Below are 24,328 nucleotides of genomic sequence, written 5' to 3'. Positions count from 1 at the left end.
CACGAATGGTGCAGCGGGGGTCAAGGAAGGGCTCGACGTGTCCGAAAATATCGCTGGTGACCCCATCAGCGCTGGTGAACAATTCAAGGCGCAAGGATTCTGGGAGCTCATCACGCTTCGCGCCGAGCTGTCGGGCGATCAGCCGATGCTCTTCGATGAACGGGACGTCTCACTCACCTTCGCCGAGTTCCGGGACCGGGCCGAACGGGTCGCCGCCGAACTGCACGCCCAGGGGATCGGCCCGGGAACCCGGGTCGCCTGGCAGTTGCCGACTCGGATCAGTACCGCGCTGGTGATGGCGGCCCTGGCGCGGCTGCGCGCGGTTCAGGCGCCGATCATCCCGATCTACCGGGAACGCGAAGTCTCCTCGGCGACCGCGTCGGCGGCCGCGGAGGTGATCCTGGTTCCGGGGACCTGGCGCGGCACCGACTATGTGGCGATGGCGGAGGGTCTGGCGCAGAGTCCGCGGATTCTGACCATAGGTGTGGACGCACCCGAGTCCGCCGCGGTGTCGACGCTGCCTGCGGTGACCGGCTCCTCGGGAGACGTCGGGTGGATCTACTTCACATCCGGTTCTTCCGGATCGCCCAAGGGAGTGCGGCATACCGATGGATCGCTGCTCGCGGCCGCTCGGGGATTCACCGTGCACGGACGGTTGGGGTATATGGCCGACGAGGTCGGTTCGATACCGTTTCCCATCGCGCATGTCGGTGGCATCGTCTACTTGATGTCGATGCTGCTCGCCGGATTTCCCTCGGTGCTGCTCGAGGCGTTCGATCCGGTAACGGCGGTGGCATTGTGGCGAAAGCGCAAGGTGACGTTCACCGGCGGCAGCACGGTCTTCTATACCGCGCTGCTCGCCGAGCAGCGAAAGCTGCCCGCGGGGCAGTCATTGGTGCCGAGTCTGCGGCTGCTCAAAGGTGGCGGTGCGCCCTGTCCGCCGAGTGTGTATTTCGCGGTGCGCGACGAAATGCGGGTGACCGTCGCACATGACTACGGCATGACAGAGGTGCCGATGATCTGCGTCGCCGCGCCCGACGACACCGACGAACACTTGGCGAATACCGAAGGTAAGCCCGTTCCGGGCCTACAGGTGCGGATTGTCGACGACGCGGGCGAGCCGGTGGTGGACGGAGACGGTGAGATACAGGTCAAAGGGGATACGGTGTTCGCCGGTTACACCGATGCGGCGCAGACGGCAGATGCGTTCACTGCCGACGGCTGGCTGCGTACCGGCGACCTCGGCCATATGTGCCCGGACGGACATATCGAAGTGACGGGACGACTGAAGGACGTCATCATCCGAAAGGGCGAGAACATCGGCCCGGTCGAGGTGGAGTCACTGATCGCCGGGCATCCGGCTGTCGCCGAAGTCGCGGTGATCGGCCTGCCGGACGACGAACGGGGTGAACGAGTCTGCGCGGTGATCACTGTGCGGCACGGTGTCACGCCCCCGGCGCTCCCGGATCTCGCCGAGTATTTGCGGGGAGCGGGCCTGATGCCGCAGAAAGTGCCCGAGCAGCTCGAGTTCGTCGACGAACTGCCCAAGACCGGTCTCGGAAAACTGGATAAGAAGGCACTGCGCCTCGACATGCTGAACCGCTGACCTGAACTGGTGACGGAGTTCGCCGCCGGTGATCACGCGGCGAACTCTGCCGGCGCGGCGAGAGCGCTACGCCGGACGACCGGTCACTTCACGAACAGTCCGACGATATCGTCGCGCACCGCCGGATACGGCCGGTCCAGCCGCCCGCGGGCGCGCATCTCTACACACCGGAGAACGACGGCGTGGATCGCGAAGGCGTCCCTGTCGGGCATCGTGTCGGGCAGGCTCCCATCGGCGCGTGCCCGGACGAGGGCAGCCACGAGAAGGTCGCGGTGGGAAGTATGGATCTCCTCGAGCGCGTCGGCGAAACCGGCGACGAGGCCCACCTCGGGTGAGACGAATGTTCTGCCGTCGAAGGCGCGCGGCTCATCCCAGCCGATGGTGAGGAACTCTTCGATCCAGGCGATCGCCGCGGCCCTGCCGTCCGGACTGCTGTCCACGGCGGCGCGCAGCCCGCGCAGGACCAGCTCGCCCGCCTCGCGCTGCATCGCGAGCACCAGCGCGTCCTTGGACGGGAAATGGCGGTAGAAGGTACGCCTGTTCACTTTCGCCGCTCGCAGGATGTCCTCGATCGGTGTCACGCCGCCGTAGCGCCCGATCAGCCGGTGCGCGGCACGGATTATCGCCGCGCGTTCACGTTCGGCGTAGCTGGGCGCCGCGGCAGCGGCGCTGCCCGGACCTGCCTGTGTGTCGATATCGGTCTGGCTCGACGAACCGTTCACGGCCACCTCCTGTGCGCTCAGTATCGCATACGTAAACGCCTTTCTATTCCTGGCTACCCTATATTTGGGAACGCTATTCCCAGTGCTATTTTTCTTGCCTGGGAATGGCATTCCCCGTTATGGTGTGCAGTAATAATCGACATGGAGGTGGACAGTGCGACTTCACGGACTCGATCTCGAGCTGACCGGGTGGTTTCAGGTGGCATGGGCCGGGGACATCGCCCCCGAGCAGGTTGTCGCGCTGCGCTACTTCGGCCGCGATCTGGTCGCCTACCGGGGCAAAGACGGCGTGGTGCGGGTGCACGACCGATACTGCAAACATCTCGGCGCGAGCCTGGCTCATGGCGGCTGCGTGGTCGACGAGGGGATCCGGTGTCCCTTCCACGGCTGGGTCTGGGCTCCCGACGGGCGCAATGTGTCCATCCCTTATCAGGATCGGCCCAATCGGGCGGTGCGGTTGGGCGCGTGGCACGTCGTCGAGCGCAACGAGGCCATCTATGTATGGTTCGACGCTGCCGGGCGCGCTCCGTTCTGGGAGGTGCCGGATATGCTCACCTGGGCCCCGCACGCGGCCACCCGGGACTTCCACGCGGCATGGCCCGAGGGCCGGGAACACTACCGGGACCTGCGGGTGCATCCGCAGATGGTGACCGAGAACGCGGTCGACCGGCACCACTTCCGCTTCGTGCACAAGACCCCGATCAGCCCGGTGGTGCTCGAGGAACAGGTCGAAGGCCCCGAGTGGCGGGCCCGGGTCGGCTTCGGCCGAGGGTGGCAGAACCACCCCGAGGACGAACAGGGAAAACTTCGAACCGACAGCATGAACACCCTTGAACTGCTGTGGTCGGGGATCGGCGTCAGCGTCAACGTGGAGCACACACTCGAGGGCGTCCGGATCATCAGCATCAACACCACGCCGGTCGAGGACGGCAAGACGGAGATCTTCGCGACCTATTGGATCGATCGAGTGGAAGGCGATCTGGAGGACGGTAGCTATCGGCGTCGCCTCGATGATGCCAAATCGGCCCTGCCCGACGATCTCGCCATCTGGAACAACCAGATCTTCGTCGATCCACCCGGAGCGCTCGCGGTCGAGGAAGGGCGCGGATTCCGTCGGATCCGCAAGTGGGTGAAGCAGTTCTATCCCGGCGCCGACAACGAGGTCGCTGTCCAATCGGATGCCGTACGGGTCTGAAGCCGCCTTGTCCGGGAAGGTGGCGTGATTGCGTCGGCTCCGGTCGTCGGCCGGCGAGTGTGAACGCGGGCGAAGGCTGTCGAGCGGCCGCTCATTCGGAGGTTCGGATCATTCCTTCCTGTGTGACGGTTGCCGCCAAGGTGCCGTCGCGGAGGAAGATCGAGCCGCGGCACAGTGCGCGTCCCGATCCGGCCCAGGTGCCTTCCTGCTCGTAGAGCAGCCAGTCGTCGACCCGGCACGGCGAGTGGAACCAGATGCTGTGGTTCACGGTCGCGAACCGGAGGCCGGGGTCCTGAGTTGTGATGCGGTGGGGTCCCAGGGCCGTGGACAGTAGCAGCACATCGGTGATGTAAGCGAGTGTCGCGGCCTGCATCCGATCGTCGCCCGGCGTCGGTGTCCGTGGGCGAACCCACAGTTGGTGCCATGGCGGAACGACCGTGCCCTGGGCGGTGGCGACTCTGGTCGGCGTGACGGGAAAACGGTACTCCAGCAACGTGGTCCGTTCGACGGCCGCCAGCCACGACAGACTCGCCCGGTCGCCCTTCCACATCTGCGCGGCGGGCGCGACCTTTGCCGGTGCGGGCGCCGACAACTCCGGTACCTGGTGGGACGGCCCGGATTCGGGTTCCTGGAAGGAGACGGTGCCGGTGAAAATGGTGCGTTCTCGCTGCGTCGCGCTGACCATCCGGGTCGTGTAGGAGGTGCCGTCGTAGAGCGGGTGAACGCGGTAGGTGACGGGGGTGTCGCTGTAGCCGGGTCGCAGAAATGTGCTCTGCAGGCAATGAACCGGCCTGCCGTCGGGGACCGTCGTCCATGCGGCCAGCAGGGCTTGTGCCACGGTGACGCCACCCAAGATGCGCGGTCCGGCTGTGGGGCGTGCGGGGCCGATGAATTCGGAACCGCCGATCGGATGGATGCCCAGAACTTCTGCCAAGGAAAACGGATCGGTCGTGCGGGCCGCCGTGCTCATCGCCGGGACCTCCTTCTCTTGCCGGGCAGGTCGTACCGGCCCTGCGGGGCCGACATATTAGATTAAAAATTTAGTTATATCACTCGCGCGGCCAGTAGCTCCCCAGGCGCCGTCCGCCTGCCCCGGAGATCCGGTGTGTTTCGGGAGAGGTCGATCGCCTCGGAACCGTCCGCGGCCGACATTCGGGCTGCGCTGCGCGCGGCCTGCGGCTTATCGGTGATAATGGTGGTATCAGCTAACCGAAAGCGTGAGAGGGAGCCGAGGTCCGCCATGCTCAATTCGACCGTTGTTCGAGTGCCGAAGGCGGGTGAGATGATCGCCGCGCACCTGCGCAGGCAGATCGTGACCGGCGAGCTGCGCGAAGGTGACGCCTTGATGTCGGAATCCGAGCTCATGGAGCAATTCGGGGTCTCCCGGCCCACCTTGCGTGAGGCATTCCGGATTCTGGAGTCCGAGCAGATCATTCAGATCCGGCGCGGCGCTCGCGGCGGGGCCCGCGTACTGCTCCCCGATATCGACGTGGCGGCACGGTACGCGGGAACGTTGCTGCAATACCGTAAGACCACTCTCGCCGACGTGCACGAAGCGCGGGTCCAGCTGGAAGCTGCGGCAGTGGCGATTCTGGCACGCAAACGCTCGGCCGCCGATCTTCGCCGGCTCGACGCGATGGTGGCCGAGGGCGAACGGGTGCTCGATGACCCGGTTGCCTTCGGCCGGCTGTACGATCTCGAGTTCCATCGTCTTCTGATGGAACTCGCGGGCAATCAGACGATGATCGTCCTGCTGGACATCTTGTACTCGATCATCGCCGGCCAGGTCGAGAAGTTCGTCCACGAGAATCGCGGTGATCCGGGAGTCGAGTCGACTGCCTCGACGGCGCATCGAGCGCACGTCAAGCTCGTGCAGCTCATCCGGGACAAGAATCCGGACAAGGCGGTCGCGTTCTGGCGTAGTCACTTGACGCAGGTCAAGGAATTCATGATGAAGAGTCCGGAAGAATCCGTGCTCGACGTCCTGCAGTAACCGAAGCCGCGGCGGGTCGACCACCGAGTGCCCGATACGACGCCGGGCCGCCGCGGCCCCGGACAGCGCGGCCGCGATGGATCTCCACCGTGGCCACGCTGTAGTCGTTTCCGGGCCGCCTATTTCGGCAGGCCGAGTACCCGTTCCGCGAGAATATTGCGCATCACCTCGGTGGTGCCGCCCGCAATCGTCGCGACCCGCGAGCTGAGATAGGCGCGTTGCGCGACCCGGCCACGCGCCGCGGTGATGCCGTCCAGGCCGAGTGCGGCCAGGTGGGTGTCGCCGATGGCCTGCATCGTGAGACTCCAGACCAGTTTGATAACCGAGTGCTCGGCCCCCGGCGCGCCGCCGTCGGCGATCTTGCCGAGCGCGCGTTTGCCGAGTAGCCCCAGCGCGCGCGCCTCCACGAGCCGGTCGGTCAGCTCTGCCCGCGTGCTGGAATCGAGGTCATGGTCGGCGAGGGCGGCGACCACGTCGTAGACGCTCTGCTCGAGACCGGCCGCGAGCACGATGACGCCTGCGCGCTCGAAGCCCAGGGTCGTCATGGTGACCTTCCATCCTTCGTGCAGTGGCCCGAGCAGTGCACTGCGGGGCACCCGGACGCTGTCGAAGAACACTTCCGCGAAGCCACCCTCACCGGTGATCTGGGTGATCGGACGCCTGGTGATCCCCAGTGTGTCCATCGGTACGAGCAGCGCGGAAATGCCCTTGTGCGGGGGTGCCTGCGGGTCGGTCCGGACCAGCAGCAGGCAGTGCGTGGCCTCCATACCCTCCGAGGTCCAGATCTTCTGCCCGTCTATCACGAACTCGTCGCCGTCCAGAACAGCCTTGGTGCGCAACCCGGCGAGGTCGCTGCCCGCGCCGGGTTCGGAGAAGCCCTGGCACCAGATCTCCGCGCCGGATTGGATGGCGCGCAAATGCTGTTGCTGTTCCGTTGTGCCGTAACGCATCAGGGTGGGCGCGACATTGTTGACACCGAGTATCCCGGCCAACAGGGGAGTGCGCAGCTCGGCGAGTACACGGTCACACGTGACCTGATCGACGATGCCGAGCCCGCGTCCGCCGAATTCGGCAGGCCATTGCGGCGCGATCCAGCCGGTCTCGTGCAGCCGCCGCTGCCAGTCGAGCCGGGCCGCGAACGAGTCGTCGTCGCCCCACTTCTGCTGATAGGCCGGCTGCAGATCACGCACATGCGCGGCGAGCTCGGCGGCCGCGCTACCCTCCGGCCACTGCGTGCCCTCCGGATCACTCTGTCCCACGGTATGTGTCGTCGGATCCAATCGGTTGCGGTGGGCCACAGCGCCGCCGAAAAGCGGGGCTGCCGCACCGGCGCGGCGATAGTAGAGGTGTGCCTCGTGCTCCCAGGTGTAGCCGACCCCGCCGAGAACCTGGATGTAGTCGGCGCTCACCCGCTTGGCGACCGCGACCGACTCCAGCAGTGCCAGCGCCACCGCGTCGTCCAACGCGTCGTCGGAGGCGGCCGTATCGAGCAACTCGGCCACATTCCGGCTCGCCGCGCGCGCCAGCTCCACCCCGGCCAGCATATCGGCGAGCTTGTGCTTGATCGCCTGGAACGATCCGATCACCCGGCCGAACTGTTCGCGCTGTCCGGCGTAGGCGACCGCGCCCTGCAGGCACTGCGCCGCCAGGCCCACGAGTTCGGAGGACAGCGCGCCCGCCGCGGTCACCAGGCTGCGGCGGACCGCGCGCAGAGCGATATCACCACGGGCCAGGACGGTGCCTTCGGCGTGGTCGAGGTGCAGGGCGCCCAGCGGCCGCAGCAGATCGAGTCCCGGTGTGCGCTGCATATCGGCCCCGATGGCGGTGCGCGACACTGCCACGAGCACTGGCCCGGACGGGTGTTCTGCCAGGACCAGCACGATATCCGCCTCCGGCGAGAGTACGAGCTGCGCGTCTCCTGTCACCGCGACCGTGTCGTCGTCGCCGGTGGCACGAAAGCCTCCCGGTGCTCCCCACAGCTCGTCGCGCGGGGTCCAGGCGATGGTGGCGACCGTGTCACCTGCCGCGATATCGGCCAGCGTCGGCGCGACGGTATCCGGATCGAGGATGCCGAGAGCGCCGAGGGTGCCGGCCACCGCCACCGCGGGGGTCGGCGCGATCGCCGCTCCGCAGACTTCGAGAGCCAGCGCGAGGTCGGACCATCGCCCGCCCGAGCCGCCGCGTTCCTGAGGTATCGGCAGGCCCGCCACACCGAGTGCGGCCAATTTCGACCACAGGGGACGCTCGCTGAGGGTTTCCGGCTCGGCGATCGCCTTGTGTGCAGCCCCCTCGTTCCAGTCCTTGTTGAACAACTGCGCAAGGGCGTCGGCGAGGGACTGTTGATCCTCGGTATCGGCGGCCGCGGTGATCGGTTTCATTCGGTCCCGGTCCTTCCTTCGCCGGGCATACGGTGAGCCCTGGACGATTCGAAATAGGCTGTAAAAGTGAAATTATATATCTATAAGCACTGCGGTCGAGGGGTCTATGGATGCGCCGCTGTGGCCGCGTGTGCGACAGTCGGTAGCTCGACGGCGGCCGCCGTGACCGGAGTCGGAACACCGGACCGGTCGGTCGGGCCGGTGCAAGGTGGCGCGGAATACGTCAGCGACCCCGGACCAGCCGGACCGGCTGGTATTCGAGTGCGACCGTCCCATCGCGTTTGACGACCGAATTCTTGGTCTTGACAATGCCTTTGGCGCCCGAAGTGGTAGGTCTGGATTCCAGCACCTCGACCAGGACGGTGATGGTGTCGCCGGCGAGGACGGGCGCTTTGATGTCCAGGTCGGCATGTAAGAAGGCCATGCCGGTCCCGTGTAGGACGCCGGTCTGTACGACGAGGCCTTCGGCGTAGGCGAAGGTGAGGGTCCCGGGGATTATGCGTCCGGGATAGCCTGCCTCGACAGAGCCCTGCTCGTCCAGGAACAGTGGCTCATTGAGTCCGGTGAGGGTCACGAAGGCGATCAGGTCGGATTCGGTGATCGTGCGGCTGCCGGTCCGGAATCGGCTGCCGGGCACCAGGTCCTCGAAGGTCCGTCCTTGTAGGGCGGGTGCGATGCCCCAAGGGTTCGTGGTCCCGTCGTTGTGCATGCCGTCGACCTTCCGTTCCTGAAGCCAGCCTACCTAATTAGATAGATAATTCATCGTAATATACGGCCTGCGGGATGGGTGGGGCGACGGCGGGAGACACGATGAACCGATCCTCATGCCGATGGCAGCGCCGCGACGAGGAACCTGCGAACGGTTCCCCGCGGCGACCGAGTAGGCAGCGTTCGGCGGAACGCGCGTGCCTGCGGCCGACCGTCAGCGCGGCTGCTCCGCTATCCAGGCGGCGATCTGCACGCGTGAGGTGAATCCCAGTTTGGTGAGGATATGTTCGACGTGCGTCTCCGCGGTGCGCTGGGCGATCACCAGGTTGCCGGCGATCTCGCGGTTGGACAGGCCACGGGATACGAGCGTCGCAACTTCTTGCTCACGACGCGTCAGCGGCGGCGCGGTCTGTGGGGGCACGGTATCGGTCGGCTTGGCACCGTCGTCGAGTGCGTAATCCAGCCCCGCCGTGGCGTCGAACTTCGCGGACTCTGCCAGTGCTTGCGATAGGCCGTCGGCTCCGAGTTGGGTTCGCAACCGGTCTTCGCAGGCATTGTGCCAATGGGCCGTCGCGGGAATTTTCCGCACCTGCATCCCGATTGTTCCCCATCGGGTAGCGGCAATGCCGAGCAGCGTGGCGGCGCGCCTCGGTTCGGGCGTAACCCAGGCCATGGCCTCCAGGGCGATGGCTACACCGAACTCGTCACGAACGTCTCGTTTGAGTCGCAGACTACGCCGTAGCGCGGTGCGGGCGGCTCGGGAGTCACCGTCGAACCAGTGCACGATGCCGGCATTCCACAGGCTGTAGGAGGCGTACCAGGAGTCGCCGATATCGGCGCACAACCGCAGGCACATCTCGTGGTGACGCAATGCCTCCGTGTGATGGCCCGCGTAACAATGCGCCAACTGCAAGAGGATCAGGGTGGTGATCTCACGCCTGACATCGTCGGTGCCGCGGACGATGACCAGCGCACGCTCGTTCACGGCGATCGACTCGTCCAGATCGCTGCCGTCGTACATCGCGAGGAGTCCGGCGAGGTTGTCGAACCACGTCCGCGCCACGTCGTCCAGGCCCGCCATGGTGGATCCCGTGGTGATGAGCGTATCGGCGCAGGCGAGATCTCCCTGCATGATCGCCATCCACGCCGCGGTGCTCACCACGCCCGCGTAGAGCTCGGACGTGACCGGCTCGCCCATGAGCAGCCGCTCGCACCAGTGCCGGGCCTCGGCGATCGCGCCCAACGCGATCCAGTGTTCGTGTAAGACCCCGGCGATGCGTAGGCCGGCCGTGGTGGCCTGCGGTTGGGCGAGACTGAACGTGAGCGCGCGCTGGAAATTGGCGTGCTCACGTCGAAGCCGGTCCATCCACGCGCCTTGGCGGGGGCTGAGCCACTCCTCGGCGGCCTGTTCGGACAACCCGGCGTAGAACTCGCTGTGCCGGAGCCGGATCACATACTCGTCATCGAGCGAACGCAACCGTTCCTCGCCGTACTGCCGGATGACCTCCAGCATCCGGTACCGCATCCGGCCGCCGACATCTTCGCTGATCAGGATGGATTTATCGACCAGTGACAACACTGTGTCGAGCAGTTCCGCGCCGTGGTGCCCGGTGCCGCCGCAGACAGCGTGCGCCGCGTCGAGTTCGAATCCACCCGAGAAGACCGCGATGCCGGCCCACAGTCGTTGTTCGCGCGCCGTGCACAGGTCGTAGCTCCATTCGATGCAGCCCCGGAGCGTGCGTTGCCGGCTCGGGGCGACCCGGCTGCCGGCATTCAGCAGTTGTAACCGGTCATCGAGTTGTTCCAGGAGCTGAGCGGTGGAAAGCCCGCGTAAGCGTACGGCGGCCAGCTCGAGTGCCAGCGGGATGCCCTCCAGGCGGCGGCAGATTCCGGCGACATCGTCGCGATTGTCGTCGCCGATCCGGAAGCCGGGGGTCACGGCGACCGCGCGATCCCGGAACAGGGTGATCGCCTCGTACTCCGTGACGGCGCCGGATCCGGTGACCTGCGTCGGAGGAACGGGCAGTGGTGCGACCGGAAGCACGGTCTCACCGACGATACCGAGCGGTTCACGGCTGGTCGCAAGGATATGGACATCGGGACAAGCACGCAGCAGGATGTCCGCCAACTCCGCGCAGGCGTCGATCAGATGCTCACAGTTGTCCAGCACGATGAGGACGTTGCGGGTGGCGAGATGCTCCGTCAGTGATTGCAGCGCACTTCCCGTGGTCTGGGTGTGCAGTCCGAAGACCTTGGCGATGGTGTCCGCGAGCAGGGCGGGATTTGTCAGCTCCGCGAGTTCGGCGAACCATACTCCGTGGTGGAAGGCCCGGCGTACATCTGCCCCCACCCGCAGTGCGAGCCTGGTCTTGCCGACCCCGCCGAAGCCGGTGAGCGTCACGAGCCGCGTGTTCGCCAGCAGCTGTCGGATCTCGGTTCGTTCGGGTCGCCGGCCGACGAAGCTGGTCAGATCCGCAGGCAGGTTTCCGGATGAGCTGTGCGGTGGTGCCGTCGCGGTCATCGAGAGGTCGCTACCCGATCGCCGGTGGCGGGCCGGTGCGACAGGTCGCCTCCGGGCACTGTGATCCGGATCCACCACATGTTCTTTCTGGCCTTTCTCGAGCGCGCCGCGGGCGGTCGCCGGGTTCCGGCGCGCTCTCCGGTGGCCGAACACGCCGCCGATCGGGTACCGACGCGGCTTTGTAGCTGATCGCCAGCTTACTGATATGGGCCGAGGAATCGAGCAAATCGGACACTGTTGCCTATGCGAACCCGTCGTCGGACGGGACGGCTGTCTGTGCCGACCGGCCGGAAACGGCATGCGCTGAATGGCGCGCTCACCGGCGTGATCGGACCCGCGAACAGGCCAGGCCCGATTTTCGACGAGACGCCCGCGCGGTGGGTCGCGATCACGTGTTCTCCGCCGACGACGCCGGCGCCGCAGGTTCAGGACCGGAGCAGCATCTCCTGGCTCAGGGTGGCGCCGAGCCTGCCGGCCGGGGACCGGATACTGCCGTGATACAGCCCGCGGGCGCCCCCGGCCATCGTCGGCCACAGGTCGAGGAGTACCCAATCGTCCAGCTTCAGCCGGTCATGGAACCACAACGCATGGTCGACGCTGGGGCCGCCGCTGGGAATCCCGGGATCGGACAGTTGCCCGTATCCGCTGCCGAGGTCGGAGACGTAGGCGAGGGCACAAGCGTGCACAAGGGGGTCGTCGGGCAATGGGGTTGCCGAGCGAATCCACATCAGATCCGACACCCGGTCCTCGGATTCGGTGGTATGGGTGATCTCGCGGATATCCACGAGTCGGTCGCGGAATGCGGCTCGGTGTGGTTCGACCTGTTCGGGATCGGGTGCCTCGCGGCGTGGTAACCCATCGTGCGTACCGCCGGCCTCGCCGGTGTGGAACGAGGCGAGCATCGAGAAGATGATCTGTCCGTTCTGGATCGCGCTGACGTGGCGGGCCGAGAAGGATCGTCCGTCTCGGTCGCGGTCCACCTGGTACAGCACCGGAAGATCGGGGCGGCCGGTGCGCAGGAAGTAGCCGTGCAGGGAATGCGGCAGCCGATCCGGGGCGACCGTGTGACCTGCGGCGCGTAACGCCTGCGCGGCGACCTGGCCTCCGTAGAGCCGGCTCCGTGGTAGGCCGTGATCGGCGTTGCGGCCGCGGAAGATGTTGATATCGATCTGCTCGAGCTCCAGCAGCGCGGCGAGAGTGCCGACCTCCCCGCGACCGAGCCTTTCGTCGCCGGGCTTGTGACCGTTGTGGCGATTACGCTCGACCTGCGCGCGTTCAGCCATGATCGGCCCGCAGCGTGTCCCGGGGGTCGATGTCGCTCCTCCGCTCGCGTGTCGGTCGGCGCGATGATAAAGGCGTTCCCCGCGAGCTCATGCGACTCCTCGATCTGTGAACCGCCTGGTCATCGGTTCTTTAATAGATTATTTAGATTACTATTTTTACTATAGTTCTCGTATGGGGGCCGACATCGTCGGGGTGGCTGCCGGATGAGCGAGGCGCGTTCGGTACGAAAGGCGCGGCGCGGGGGCCGTGGATGCCGTGCGCGAGAAAGCCGCAGTCCATCGCCGTGTGGTCGGCCTCATCGGCAAGGTGACGCTGGTGCCTGCCGCGGCCGTGTGCACGGCGGCCGGGGCCCCGGCGCAATGCCGGTTCCGGGGCGAGTGTGCGATGCTCGGCCGGTGCGCTTCTCTCTCGGCGAAAATTAGGTATATCAGCTCGAGAAGAATGCGGAAAAGGCACCGGCCGAACGGCCGGTGCCTTTTCGGGCCGGTTTGTGTGCTATCGGCGGATCGCCATGCCCGCGTCGACATTCAGCGTGCTTCCGGTGAAGACACGGCCGGATTCCGAGATGAGGAACAGGATTGTGTTGGTGACGTCCGACGGTTCGATCATCGGGAATTTCGGCAACAACGTTTGCATCGCGTTGACCAAGTTGGGGTACGCCTCGATGACCGCGAAGAGCTCCGGATTCTCGGTAACCATCGGTGTGGCACAGTTGGTCGGGGCCACGCCGTTCACCCGGATACCATACTGCGCCAAGTAATTGGCATACGACTTGACCAGGCCGGTAACGCCCAGTTTGGCGGCCGAGTAAGCGTCGTCGCCTCCGTTGCCGTTACCGACGCTGAGCAACGCCGCCATCGAGCTGGTGGCGACGATATTGCCTTCGTGGCCTGCTTTCCCGCGGTCGATGAGGTGGGGTAGGGCCACCCGGAACGTGTTCCACACCCCGGTGAGCATGACATCGATTCCCAGCTGCCATGCTTCGGCGGCGTCGCGTTCCTTGGTATTGCTCAAGACGATGCCCGCATTCGCGATCACGGTGTCGATATGCCCGAAACGCCCGACGCCTTCGTCGAAGACAGTCTGCAGCCGGGCGAGATCCCGGACATCGGCCCGCGCGGCAAGCATGTTCCTACCGGTCTTTTCGACCAATCGCTTCGTCTCGTCCAGGTCCTCTTGTGTTCCGAGCCGGTAAGGGACGGCATCGATATCCTGGCAGATGTCGACCCCGACTATGTCGGCACCTTCCTCGGCGAATCGGACCGCGTGCGATCGGCCCTGACCTCGTGCCGCGCCGGTGATGAAGATGACTCGTCCGTCCAGTACGCCCACTGCGTGCTCCTTTGCTCGGCGGCGTCCGGGAGCCGTGAAGCTCCACTAAATAGATTAATTATTGATCCTATACCGATCGCTGCGGCGATGTCGTGTCAGTGCGGCAATTCCTCTGCTGCGATCTCCTGGGAGCGGAGATCGTGCGTTCTGGAATGGGCGTCCCGGTGTCGCGGCCCTCTTTTGCCCGGTCCGGATCAGGTTGCGTTGCGCCGCTCGAACCATCGACGCCGGTGTCATCCCGGGGAAGACGGCGTCGGCCGTTCCGGCGCACCGCGTGGTGGGTCGCGCCGGGCGAGCGGCGCGGGACCAGCGCCTTGGCGGCACGATGTGTGGTCGCAGGAGTCTCTCGAACTCGGTGGGTGTCGACCTCCGTGTATCCGGTCGCCGCGGTATCCCCGGCCGTGCTGCGAGCGGGCCGCCACAGCGCTCTGTCGACATCGCCTGCCGCGCCGATCGCCAGACCGGATCTCAATTGGATAAATTATATTTCTATATAGCGGTGGATGCCGACAATGGTTGGTAGTGCAGCGGGCAGGATTGTGCTGTGACGGTGTGAAGAATGTCTTGGTTGCCGGCAGTCCTCCGGACTTACTTCACGCGTTCTCGGTGCCGAATGTTGCGAAGAATGCGTTCATGGCTTCACGGCTCATGAGGTCGGCCAAGGCGATGAAGCTGAACGCTGCCTCGCCGGCGGCCAGCGCCTCCCCCATTTCGACCAAGTGGTCGTGCTCGTCATCGGGTAGCAAGGTGTCGTACAGCCGGGGGAAGTTGTAGTCGTATCCACTGATCGGTAGCCCCGTCACATACACCTCCCCAGCTACACACGCGAGTTCGCGCGCCTGAGTGATCATCAGATGGGTGCACAGCTGCTCGGCCACATTGCTCGGCTGCGGCCGAGCGCCGCGATTCAAAGTCTCCACGAGTCGCTCGAAGGCGCGGACCACGTGATGGAAAAATACCGGGCTGCATCCATGCGATGCTTCTGCGCGAACCTGCTCGGCGAGGGTCGTTCCGGCGATGACGAGCATCATCGCGGTCCTCGGCGTGAGGTCCGGGGGAGTGCACGCCTCGCATTCCCCGTACTGGCAGAGTGTGCAGCTTGCGCAGTCATCGGTGCAGTTCAGGCACTGTGCGCAGGCTGAGGGGCTCTCGGCGCAGGCAGTTGTGGGAAACCGAAGAATTCCGCTCGCAGGAGTGTGCGGCTGATAATCGAGCATCACGCGGTATGTCAGGGTCTCCGTGCTCACTGCAACCTCCGTCGTCGACGTCTATGTCGTGTATTACTGTGTCCTGGCACACAGTGCTCGTCGTCGGGAGACCTACGTACGTACCTACGTATTTGCGATGCGGTGGATGACACGATGATCCGTGATCGCCGGTGTGGCCGGGCCGCGCTCCCGGGGCGCCACGACACCGGCAATACGAGGGCTCGCGGACGAACAGCGCTACGTCGCGGCATGAAAAACCCGGCGGGCCGGTCAGTGTGAGGCGGCATTGTCGATCGTGTAGCGGCTGATCGCCTCGTATCGGACGCCTCGCTTTCGGATTCGGGCCACGGCGGAAAGCCCGATGGAGCGGGCGGCGGAGTCAACTCGAACCAGCAGTCGTTAGAGTAGCGATACGCAGATATGCGCATTACATGTTCGGTTATGACGTCTCGGTGAACAAGGCATGCGGATGTTCAGGTGGAGGTACGGATAGTGACCGCGAGCGGTTTCCCGCCCGCGCGCAGGTTCAGCGGATCCTCGACCACCAGCAGGTCCGGGGCGCGACGAGTCGAAAGCATGGCGTGATCGCCCGTTGGTCCGCCCGGGCGCGGACGCGCTTCGCCCCTGATGCCGGCAACAGTTGCTCGATGTGGCCATTGCGGTCCCGCCGGGTGGAGCGGTGGGCCGATGTCCGCGCACCGACGACACCGCGTGATACCCACCGGCGCACCGGAATCGGACAAGTGCGAGCACCGGAGGGCAGTCGCCCCGTACGGGTCAAACCATACCCTCCGTCCGGATTAAGCCCGTTTTTCTGAACCTACTGGCACGAAACAAGAATCTGTGTGTAGAGTGGTCTCCGGCACTCAAAGTGCCCGACCAGGTTGTCTACCCCCCCTGGGCAACCTGGTCCTCGGGTTAGGCCGCCTACCCCCCTGGGCCGCCTACCTGCGGGCGGCGGAGACATCCCCCTGCTCTCCGCCGCCCCTTCCCGAGATCTTGGGAAATCCAGCGAAGTCGCAGCGGCAGACCCTCTTTGGTCATCTGGCCATCGGCGAATCCTGAAGGTCGGCGTGGTGAGCGACCATCATCACCACCACCACCACCACCACTCCCGGCCGATCGCATCGGCGCGACCGCTGCCTTGCATCGTGGTCGGTCTGCCGGTCATCTGCATCGTCGACACGATCGCCTTGTGGCCCGCACAGCAGGAGGTCGAAACGCCGCTCGCCGATCGACCTCGGCCGGCAGCCCGCGGAAGAGGACCCTAATCCGAACTGCACCGTACCGCGGGGACGGGCGCCCACGTCGACGATGATCACACCAGCGCGGACGGTCACCGCTGCACCGGAACTGCTCCAATTGGGCCGCCCCGCCGCGATACTTCGGCAGGAGGCGCTGACCACCTGCCAGCAGATGGTCGAGCATTTCGCAGGCACCGTAGCGACTGCCGAGGCGCTGTCCGGTGACTCGATCGACGGCGAGGTCGCCATCATCACTCGGGTCCGCCTGGAATTGGCGGCCACCATGCACGACGGCACCCAACGACCTCGAGAAGTCCGAGCGGCTACAGGAGGTGGCGGCGACCCGGGCGCGCGGCGGCAGCCCGATCGAGATCATCCACTACGCCGTGCACGAAGGCCTGAAACGGCCTTCGACCGGATCGGCGCCCACGCCACGGACGGCGGCCACCGCAGCATGGTCGATATCGCCGGGCCATTCCTGGATCGTCGACCGCATCACCTCTACTGTGGTGGCGACCTTTGTATGTCTCTACGGCCGGATCGGTATAACCGGTAGCCCGAGGGGCGGTTCGTCGAGGGGCGGCAGACTTCTCGGGACTCCTGGCCCCGGAGTGGGTTCCGGCAGAACACCGCCGGCCCGGACGTCTGTGACAGGGCCCGCGATACCGCCGGGACGCGGCGGCGGCCCGGCGTCAGTGCGAGGCGACGTTGTCGATCGTGTAGCGGCCGATCGCGTCGAGGTGGCGCTCCATTCGCTTGCGGGCGCGTTCGATATCGCCGTTGATGAGTGCTTCGTAGATGGCGGCGTGCGCCTTATGGCTCTGGGCGGCGTCCTCGGCGAGGGAACTCTTCTCGCGCCGCGCGCCCTTGGCTTCCGTGACGAACTCGTTCTGCAGCGACATGCAGATCTCGGTGAACAGGCCCATGACCGGGTTGTCCGCGAGATCCGCGAGGGCGAGGTGGAAGCCCCGCAGATACCGCGTGGACCCCTCCGTTGTGGCCTCGCTGATTTCGGCATCGAGGACCCTCTTGAGCTGTGAGATGACCCTCGGGTCCCGGATGCGCTGTCCCACGAGCTCGAGATTGTTGAGTTCGAGTGTCCGGCGTGCGATGACGAGCTGGCTGATATCGACCTTGCGGAATCGCAGGTACAGTGCTGCCGAACGGCTCACCGCGCTCAGTTCGGGCGGGGTGATGAACAATCCGCCGCCCGGGCCGCGTCGCATCTGCGCGGACCCGTGATGTTCCAGCAACCGGATCGCTTCGCGCAGAACGCCGCGGCTGACGTTGTATTGTTCGATCAGCGCCGCCTCGGACCCGATCATCTCCCCGACGAGCCAGCCATCCGCGAGGATGCGCGTCTCGATCTCCTCGGCGAGCTGCTCCGCGCGTTTGCGGGTCGACGACGCTGCGGGAGCCGGGCTGTCGTTGTCTGCCATTCTGTTCTCCATCCCCGGGGATTATTGAAGAGTGTACCCTTTGCGTGCTTCCGTTCTTGCCCCTCGATGGGTCCGCGGCATCGTACCGTAGCCGGTGTGGCGGGTGTGGCCGGTGTGGCCGGTGTGGCCGGTGGTGAAAGATATCGGCCGTTGTCCGCGCCGGGTGCGTGGTGCCGGCCGACGGATGGGGCGGTGTCGCGGGCGAATCGATATGTCGGCGTGTCGGGTAGTTCATTCGCGCGGCCGGCGTGACATGCGGTCCCCCATCACTCGCCTGCGTTCTGGGCAGCCGCGGAGCAACCCCTTGTTGTCGGTCCGCTGCCGCGGCAGCGGCCGGAGGGGCCGGTAGCCGCCCGGTGGGTGCCGCTTACCCGACGCTGCCCTGTGAAGAGTGTACTGAATGGTTATCCAGGGGGTCGGCTGTTGTTCGATTTGTGCGAAATGGCGGATATTACCGGTCGCGCCGGCCGTGAAAGAGGCTGAAAATGTGGTCTGGACCTCATTCGCGAATCGACGTACAGTATCCTCAATGCGTGATCGAGTGAGTAGGCGGAAGTCGACTCACCCGAGATCGGTGATTGACCTGTCGCCCGGATGGGCGACCGTGAAGGAGTTGTGATGCCGCGGTCCCGTGCTGAGGCGGACAACCGAAGCCACTCCGGTTCTCCTCCCGGCAACTTTCCCGCCGGTGGAACTGCCGACTGCTGAGCCGGGTTCCCGCCCCGCGGAGACGAGTACCGCCGTTCCGGTGCCGTGCTGACCGCGCGCGGTACCGGACGGTCGGTCGTGGCGGGACCCCCGAAGAAACCATGAGCGCTGCCGGAACCGGCGCCCCGATGGCACCGGTATACACGCATGCCCACCCGGCATCCGGCCGGCTGCGACAGAAAGGAACATCACCATGGGTCAGTTACCCGAGGACAGCGCTGCCACCGAGCACATCGACCTGGCCGACATTCCCTTCGCCGAGCTCCATCGGCCCTGGGGTACCACCTATATGAAGCTCATCAGCGTCAGCCTGGTGACGAACACCTTCGTCAATATCATCAAATGGCCCGCCGGAATCCAGCTGGCCCGGCATCACCACACCGGGACGGTCCACGCCTACACGATGGACGGTGCGTGGCGGTATCTGGAATACGACTGGGTCGCCCGTGCGGGTTCCTATGTCCACGAACCACCGGGAACGAACCACACGCTGCACGTCGACGAGGACACCACCGCCATGTTCATCACCCAGGGCGCGTTCATCTATTTCGACGACAACGACAACATCACCGCGTATTCCGATGCCGGCACGATTCTCGGTGATGTCGAGCGCGCGCTCCAGGCACAGGGTCTCGCGTTGCCCGCCGGAGTCGTCAAAGATCGGCCCGGGGTGTGCTGATGGGCATGACCCCCGACAATGCCGGCGACACCGGCGGGAACCCCGCGGCCGAACGGACCGCGCTGGTGGTGGGCGGTACCGGGGGGATCGGCGGGGCGATCTCCCAGGCGTTCGCGCGGCGGGGTGACCGTGTCGTGGCCACCGCACTGACAGCGGCCGAGATCAGCGCCGCGCGGCACGACGAGCGGCTGGCCGGGGTGGATATCGAGCAACTCGATATCCGCGACGACGATATGGTCGCGGCGCTGGTCGGCTCGCTGGGCGGCCTCGATGTGCTGGTCAACTCCGCGGGCGTTTCGGCGTCACCGGCGGATTTCACCGTCGAGGGCTTCGCCCGCAGTATCGATATCAACCTCGTCGGGGTTGCCCGGGTGTGCTTCGCGGCCCATCCGCTGCTCGTCGCGTCGCGGGGCTGCATCGTCAACGTCGGATCGATGATGAGCTTCCGGGGCAGTGCGACCGGACCGGCCTACGCGGCCGCGAAGGGCGGCGTCGGGCAACTCACGAAAAGTCTTGCCGCGGCCTGGAGTCCCGAGGTACGGGTGAACGCGGTGGCGCCGGGATGGATCCGCACCCCGCTCACCGAACACCTGCAACACGACGAACTGGTGGATACCCGCGTGGTGTCCCGGACTCCGGCGGGCCGGTGGGGCGAGCCGGACGAGGTCGCGGTGGCGGCGCTGTTCCTCTCCGACCCCACCTCGACCTTCGTCAACGGCGTCATGCTTCCGGCCGACGGCGGCTATCTCGCGACCTGACGGGTCACCTTCCGATTTTCACACCCGAGAGCCATCGACTCTCCCAGGAGACACTCATGACCGACACCATCAAGCTCGGCACCGGTACGTCGTCCGGGAATTCACCGCGCCGCGTACTGCTGTCCAGTTTCCTGGGAAGCACGATCGAGTTCTACGATTTCCTGCTGTACGCGTCCGCGGCCTCACTGGTCTTCGGGCCGGTGTTCTTCTCGAATCTGAACCCGGTCGCCGCCACCATCGCGTCCTACGCCACCTTCGCCACCGGCTATCTGGCCCGCCCACTGGGCGGAATTCTGTTCGGGCACTTCGGCGACCGCGTCGGGCGCAAACGAATGCTGGTGCTCTCGATGTATCTGATGGGCATCTCGTCCACGCTGATCGGTGTGATCCCGCCGTCCGCCTGGATCGGGTCGTGGGCGGCGGTACTGCTCGTCTGCCTGCGCCTGGTGCAGGGTATCGCGGTCGGCGGCGAGTGGGGTGGCGCGACGCTGATGGCACTGGAGCATTCCGATTCGAAGCGGCGCGGGTTCTCGGCTTCGTTCACCCAGGCCGGTGCGCCGGCCGGTGTCGCCGTCGCGACATTGATGCTCGGCCTGTTCGCCGGGCTGCCGGAGGATCAGTTCTTGTCCTGGGGCTGGCGGATACCATTCCTGTTCTCGGCGGCGCTGCTGGTGCTGGGGCTCTGGGTGCGGCTGCAGATCAGCGAGAGTCCGCTTTTCGAAGCCGCGATGAAGGCGGGCGGCGAGAAGCGGCGGCGGACACCGCTGGCGGAGGTGCTCGCGGCGCCGAAACCGCTGATCTTCGCGGTGTTGAGCACGGTCGGCAACTTCATCCTCACGACGTCGATCTCGGTATACGGCGTGTCGTACGCGGCGCAGCACGGGAGCAATTCCCAGACAGCGCTTTTCGCTCTGTCCATCTCCAATGTGGTCATGATCGTCATGGCGCTGCTCATGGGCCGGCTCTCCGACAGCCTGGGCCGCAAGCCGGTCATGATCACCGGATTCGTCCTGCTCGGCCTCTATATGTACCCGTTCTTCGGGTGGATCGGATCGGGCGATTCATCATTGATCGTCGCGGCGTTCGTGGGCGCGAATATCCTGCAGTCCCTGATCTACGGTCCGATGGCGGCCTATATCTCCGAACAGTTCGGGACCACTTCGCGCTATACCGGCGCGTCGCTCGGCTATCAAGGCGCGTCGCTGATCGGCTCGGGTCTCACCCCGCTACTACTGACCTCGGTGTATGCGGCGACCAGCGAGAACATTCTGTCGGTTCTCGTGATCACCTCGGTCGCCGCGATCACCAGTGCGGTGTTCCTCGCGTGGGGAGATGAACCACGCGATCGGAACCTCCAGGACCTGTAACTGCCCGTCCCCACCTACCCGATGGAGGAACTCCCAGTGAAAGCGCTTCGCCTGCACGGAGCTGTCGACGCCCGGATCGACGAGATAGCAGAACCGCCGGTCCGGCCGGGAACTGTCAAGATCCGGGTGGTGCGCGCCGGGATCTGCGGGAGCGATCTCGGCCTGTACCGGTCCGGCCGGCTGGGCCCGGAGCACCGGCATCCGATCATGAACGAGATCGGGCCGAAGGTACTCGGGCACGAGTTCTCCGGCCTCGTCACCGAGGTCGGAAGCGAGGCCGCGGGTATCGCGGTGGGCGACCTGGTCGCGGTGCAGCCCAATATCGCCGACGGTACGTGCCCAGCCTGTCTGCGCGGCGAGCCGAACCTCTGTGAGACCTACGGTTTCATCGGAATCGACGGCTGGGGCGGCGGATTCAGCGAATACGTCGTCGCTCCGGCCGATAACGTATTCGTCCTGCCGGAGGGTTTCACCGCCGAGACCGGAGCGCTGGTCGAGCCGCTCACCGTCGGGTGGGCCGCGGTGCGCAAGTCGGGGGCCGCGGCCGGGGCGGCGGGGCTGATAGTCGGCGGCGGCCCGGTGGGCTTGGCCATCCTGCTGAGTCTGCGTGCGATCGGCGCGTCCAGAATCGTCGTCAGCGAGATCAGCGACCGCCGGAAAGCCCTGGCCGCGAGCCTCGGGGCCGAGGTCGTGGACCCCCGGGAGACCGATCTCGCCGACTTCTGCGGGGCAGGTATGGATGTGGCGTTCGATGCCTCGGGAGCGGGCTCCGCCGCGTTCGACGCGGCATTCCGATCGCTGCGTACCGGCGGAACGCTCGTCATCGCGGCGAGCAGCCGGGAACCGGTGGCCGTGGATACGACGCAGATACTCACCACCGAAAAGCGCATCACGGGCAGTTTCGCCTACACGCGGGCCGATTTCCAGGCGGTGATCGATGCGGTGGCCGCGGGACGCCTGGACCCGCGGCCGCTGGTGAGCAGCACGATCCCGCTCGACCAGGTGATCGAGGGCGGCCTGGACCATCTGCTCGGTGACGGCCGGGCCACCGAGGTCAAGATTCTGGTCGCGCCCGGCATCGACTGACCGTTTGCGGCCGCGCTCCGCGGACCCTTGACCGCACAGTGCCCCCGAGGCGAACCTCGGGGGCACTGTGCGGTCGGGATGTTCGAGGGTTCAGGCCGCTTTGAGGACGGTGGCCGTACCGAGTCCGCCGCCACAGCACATGGTGACGAGCGTGCGTTCGTGGCCCCCCGCGCGCAACTCGTGCGCGGAGGTCAGCACGAGGCGGGTCCCCGTGGCACCGACCGGGTGGCCGAGCGCGATCGCGCCGCCGTTGACGTTCGTCCGCTCGTGCGCGTATTCCAGTTCGCGCAGCCAGGCGCCGAGCACACTGGCGAACGCCTCGTTGACCTCGGCCGCACCGATATCGGACAGCGCGAGACCGGAGCGTTTCAGGATTTCCTGCGTGGCCGGTATGGGGCCCGTCAGCTTGAGGACCGGATCGACACCGATGATCAGCTGGTGCTCGATTTCGGCCAGCGGCGCGAGCCCGTGCTCGGCGGCGTAGCGGCCGGAAGCGACGATCACACAGGAGGCGCCGTCGGAGATCTGTGACGAGTTGCCGGCGGTGAGGATGCCGTGGTCGGCGTCGCGGAAGACCGTTTTGAGGCCGGCCAGGCCCGCCGCGGTACTGGGCCGTGGCCCTTCGTCGGTGGCGAAATCGCCGATCGGGGCGATCTCGCCATCGAAACGTCCCGCCGCGATCGCGGCGGCGGCGCGTTCCTGGGATGCCAGCGCGAGCTCATCCGCGTAGGCGCGATCGATCTTCCAGATTTCGGCGATGCGCTCGGCGGCCTCACCCTGCGAGGTGACCTCGAAGAGATCCCGGTAGGCCGGTGACAGGGGTTGGCCCATCTCGGTGCCGACATCCTGGCCGAGCGGATGGCGCGACATATGCTCCACCCCGCCGCATACCACGAGGTCGGCCGCGCCGCTCTTGACGAGACCGGTGGCGAAATGCACCGCCTGCTGGCTCGATCCGCACCGCGCGTCCACCGTGATTCCCGGTACCTGGATGGGCAGGCCCGCGGTGAGCCACGCGGTCCGCGCGATGTTGTTGGCCTGATCGCCCGCCGTGGTGACACAGCCGGCGATGATCTGGTCGACGTCGGCGGGGTCGATACCGGCCGCGGACAGGGATGTCGTGATCACGGTGCCGAGCAGCTCCGCGGGATGGGCGTCGGCGAGGGCGCCGCGGCGCCGGCCGATGGGCGAGCGCGCGCCGCCGACGATGAGAGCATCAGTCATTGGTTTTCCTTCGATGCGTGAGCCGTGCGAATGCCGGTGCTAAGAGGTGGTGTTCGCGATCCGGACCCACTGCTCGTCGAGCGGGGCGAATCGGGGTGCGCGGCGCTCGACGAAGCTGGCGACACCTTCCTTGAAGTCGCCGTGTTCGCGGAGTTTCTTCCAGATATCCAGGGCATCGCGCCGAGCGGATTCCAACGGCTCGGAGATGCCTTCGTACACTTGCTTTTTGGTGATGGCCAGGGCTACCGGGGAGCAGGTAGCGGCGATGTCCCGGGCGTAGGCGACGGCCTCGTCCACGGCACGTCCGGGCGCGGCGAGTTTCGCGAAGCCCAGGCCCGCCGCCTCGGTACCGGACAGCACCCGCCCGGACATCAGGATATCGAGAGCATTGGCTGTTCCGACGATGGCCGGAAGCAGGACGGCGAGGCCGTGCTCGGCCATGATGCCGCGGCGGACGAACGCCGCAGTGAGTTTCGCGTCGGGCGCGACGAAACGGACATCGGCGACGCACGCCTGGATGAACCCGGTGCCCGCGCAGGAGCCGTGGATGGCGGCGATGATGGGTTTGGGGATCGTCATGGGCAGCGTCTGCGGTTCGCGTTCCTCGGGCGGGCGGTTGTGCACGCCGTTGGACGCCGATGCGAGGTGCTGCATATCCATGCCGGGGCTGAAGTGGCGCCCGCGCCCGGTGATCACGATGGCCTTCACCTCGTCGTCCGCCGCGGCGACCCGGAGCTGCGTGAAGTACGCATCCTCGAGGGCGGGCGTCCAGGCGTTGTTACGGTGCGGCCGGTTCCACGAGATCACCGCGACGCCGTCTCGAACGTCGTACCGGACGAGCTCGGTGTCGGTGTCGGGGGTGATGTCCATGGTCAT

General features: G+C 66.1%; 20 protein-coding genes. 8 read left to right on the top strand and 12 right to left on the bottom strand.

From position 1 onward, the window contains the following. The first annotated feature begins 37 nt into the window (after positions 1-37). Positions 38-1,606 (top strand): class I adenylate-forming enzyme family protein, encoded by a 1,569-nt coding sequence (locus IEY68_RS14300; protein WP_229718775.1) that lies wholly within the window; start codon positions 38-40, stop codon positions 1,604-1,606. Positions 1,607-1,689: 83 nt separating this feature from the next. Here IEY68_RS14300 and IEY68_RS14295 read toward each other — a convergent pair whose 3' ends face one another. Continuing rightward, complete coding sequence (locus IEY68_RS14295; RefSeq protein WP_229718774.1) at positions 1,690-2,328, bottom strand: TetR/AcrR family transcriptional regulator; 639 nt, start codon at positions 2,326-2,328, stop codon at positions 1,690-1,692. Between the two features lie 154 nt (positions 2,329-2,482). Here IEY68_RS14295 and IEY68_RS14290 point away from each other — a divergent pair, with 154 nt between their 5' ends. Then, positions 2,483-3,523, top strand: coding sequence for a Rieske 2Fe-2S domain-containing protein (locus tag IEY68_RS14290; RefSeq protein ID WP_062997688.1), 1,041 nt, complete (start codon positions 2,483-2,485; stop codon positions 3,521-3,523). Positions 3,524-3,614: 91 nt separating this feature from the next. On the opposite strand, the gene IEY68_RS14285 is transcribed toward IEY68_RS14290, so the two are convergent. Continuing rightward, positions 3,615-4,493, bottom strand: coding sequence for an acyl-CoA thioesterase (locus IEY68_RS14285; RefSeq protein ID WP_062997690.1), 879 nt, complete (start codon positions 4,491-4,493; stop codon positions 3,615-3,617). Between the two features lie 270 nt (positions 4,494-4,763). Between IEY68_RS14285 and IEY68_RS14280 the strand changes: the two genes are divergently transcribed. Beyond that, positions 4,764-5,516 (top strand): FadR/GntR family transcriptional regulator, encoded by a 753-nt coding sequence (locus IEY68_RS14280; protein ID WP_062997694.1) that lies wholly within the window; start codon positions 4,764-4,766, stop codon positions 5,514-5,516. A gap of 119 nt (positions 5,517-5,635) precedes the next feature. Here the strand turns inward: IEY68_RS14280 and IEY68_RS14275 are convergent, their stop codons facing one another. The 7 genes from IEY68_RS14275 to IEY68_RS36195 form a co-directional block, all read right to left on the bottom strand. Then, complete coding sequence (locus IEY68_RS14275; RefSeq protein ID WP_062997696.1) at positions 5,636-7,894, bottom strand: acyl-CoA dehydrogenase family protein; 2,259 nt, start codon at positions 7,892-7,894, stop codon at positions 5,636-5,638. A gap of 223 nt (positions 7,895-8,117) precedes the next feature. Then, complete coding sequence (locus IEY68_RS14270; protein ID WP_062997698.1) at positions 8,118-8,603, bottom strand: MaoC family dehydratase; 486 nt, start codon at positions 8,601-8,603, stop codon at positions 8,118-8,120. Positions 8,604-8,816: 213 nt separating this feature from the next. After that, positions 8,817-11,123, bottom strand: a complete 2,307-nt coding sequence (locus IEY68_RS14265; RefSeq protein WP_063916267.1) for an ATP-binding protein — start codon at positions 11,121-11,123, stop codon at positions 8,817-8,819. Positions 11,124-11,548: 425 nt separating this feature from the next. Continuing rightward, on the bottom strand, positions 11,549-12,406 hold the full coding sequence (locus tag IEY68_RS14260) for an acyl-CoA thioesterase (protein ID WP_062997702.1): 858 nt from the start codon (positions 12,404-12,406) through the stop codon (positions 11,549-11,551). A 496-nt stretch (positions 12,407-12,902) separates the two neighbouring features. After that, the gene (locus tag IEY68_RS14255) at positions 12,903-13,739 is read right to left on the bottom strand and encodes a mycofactocin-coupled SDR family oxidoreductase (RefSeq protein WP_062997704.1); all 837 of its coding nucleotides are present in this window, start codon (positions 13,737-13,739) and stop codon (positions 12,903-12,905) included. A 593-nt stretch (positions 13,740-14,332) separates the two neighbouring features. Beyond that, positions 14,333-14,767 (bottom strand): hypothetical protein, encoded by a 435-nt coding sequence (locus IEY68_RS14250; RefSeq protein ID WP_189094269.1) that lies wholly within the window; start codon positions 14,765-14,767, stop codon positions 14,333-14,335. Between the two features lie 1,220 nt (positions 14,768-15,987). Next, a complete protein-coding gene (locus IEY68_RS36195) occupies positions 15,988-16,269 on the bottom strand; it encodes a hypothetical protein (RefSeq protein WP_062997708.1) in 282 nt (93 codons plus the stop codon). On the opposite strand from IEY68_RS36195, the gene IEY68_RS36190 reads away from it, so the two are divergent. After that, a complete protein-coding gene (locus IEY68_RS36190; RefSeq protein ID WP_062997710.1) occupies positions 16,262-16,747 on the top strand; it encodes a hypothetical protein in 486 nt (161 codons plus the stop codon). The two genes, IEY68_RS36195 and IEY68_RS36190, sit on opposite strands and share 8 nt — an antisense overlap. Before the next feature lie 136 nt (positions 16,748-16,883). On the opposite strand, the gene IEY68_RS14240 is transcribed toward IEY68_RS36190, so the two are convergent. After that, entirely contained in the window at positions 16,884-17,630 is a 747-nt protein-coding gene (locus tag IEY68_RS14240; RefSeq protein WP_062997712.1) for a FadR/GntR family transcriptional regulator, read from the bottom strand. Between the two features lie 901 nt (positions 17,631-18,531). On the opposite strand from IEY68_RS14240, the gene IEY68_RS14235 reads away from it, so the two are divergent. Genes IEY68_RS14235 through IEY68_RS14220 form a run of 4 tightly spaced genes read left to right on the top strand, consistent with a single transcriptional unit; the run spans position 18,532 to position 22,228 of the window. Next, the gene (locus IEY68_RS14235; RefSeq protein ID WP_062997714.1) at positions 18,532-19,017 is read left to right on the top strand and encodes a 2,4'-dihydroxyacetophenone dioxygenase family protein; all 486 of its coding nucleotides are present in this window, start codon (positions 18,532-18,534) and stop codon (positions 19,015-19,017) included. Further along, positions 19,017-19,775 (top strand): SDR family NAD(P)-dependent oxidoreductase, encoded by a 759-nt coding sequence (locus tag IEY68_RS14230; RefSeq protein WP_229718773.1) that lies wholly within the window; start codon positions 19,017-19,019, stop codon positions 19,773-19,775. The genes IEY68_RS14235 and IEY68_RS14230 overlap by 1 nt, the downstream gene beginning before the upstream one ends. Before the next feature lie 56 nt (positions 19,776-19,831). After that, a complete protein-coding gene (locus tag IEY68_RS14225) occupies positions 19,832-21,142 on the top strand; it encodes an MFS transporter (RefSeq protein ID WP_062997716.1) in 1,311 nt (436 codons plus the stop codon). A gap of 36 nt (positions 21,143-21,178) precedes the next feature. Beyond that, complete coding sequence (locus IEY68_RS14220; protein WP_062997718.1) at positions 21,179-22,228, top strand: 2,3-butanediol dehydrogenase; 1,050 nt, start codon at positions 21,179-21,181, stop codon at positions 22,226-22,228. 90 nt (positions 22,229-22,318) lie between these two features. Here the strand turns inward: IEY68_RS14220 and IEY68_RS14215 are convergent, their stop codons facing one another. Together IEY68_RS14215 and IEY68_RS14210 are read right to left on the bottom strand one after the other, a co-directional pair. Beyond that, on the bottom strand, positions 22,319-23,452 hold the full coding sequence (locus IEY68_RS14215; protein ID WP_062997720.1) for a thiolase family protein: 1,134 nt from the start codon (positions 23,450-23,452) through the stop codon (positions 22,319-22,321). Positions 23,453-23,491: 39 nt separating this feature from the next. Next, a complete protein-coding gene (locus tag IEY68_RS14210; protein ID WP_229718772.1) occupies positions 23,492-24,328 on the bottom strand; it encodes an enoyl-CoA hydratase-related protein in 837 nt (278 codons plus the stop codon).

This window comes from Nocardia jinanensis, from assembly GCF_014645735.1.
Taxonomy (GTDB): Bacteria; Actinomycetota; Actinomycetes; order Mycobacteriales; family Mycobacteriaceae; genus Nocardia; species Nocardia jinanensis.
This window is presented reverse-complemented; position numbering and strand designations above follow the sequence as displayed.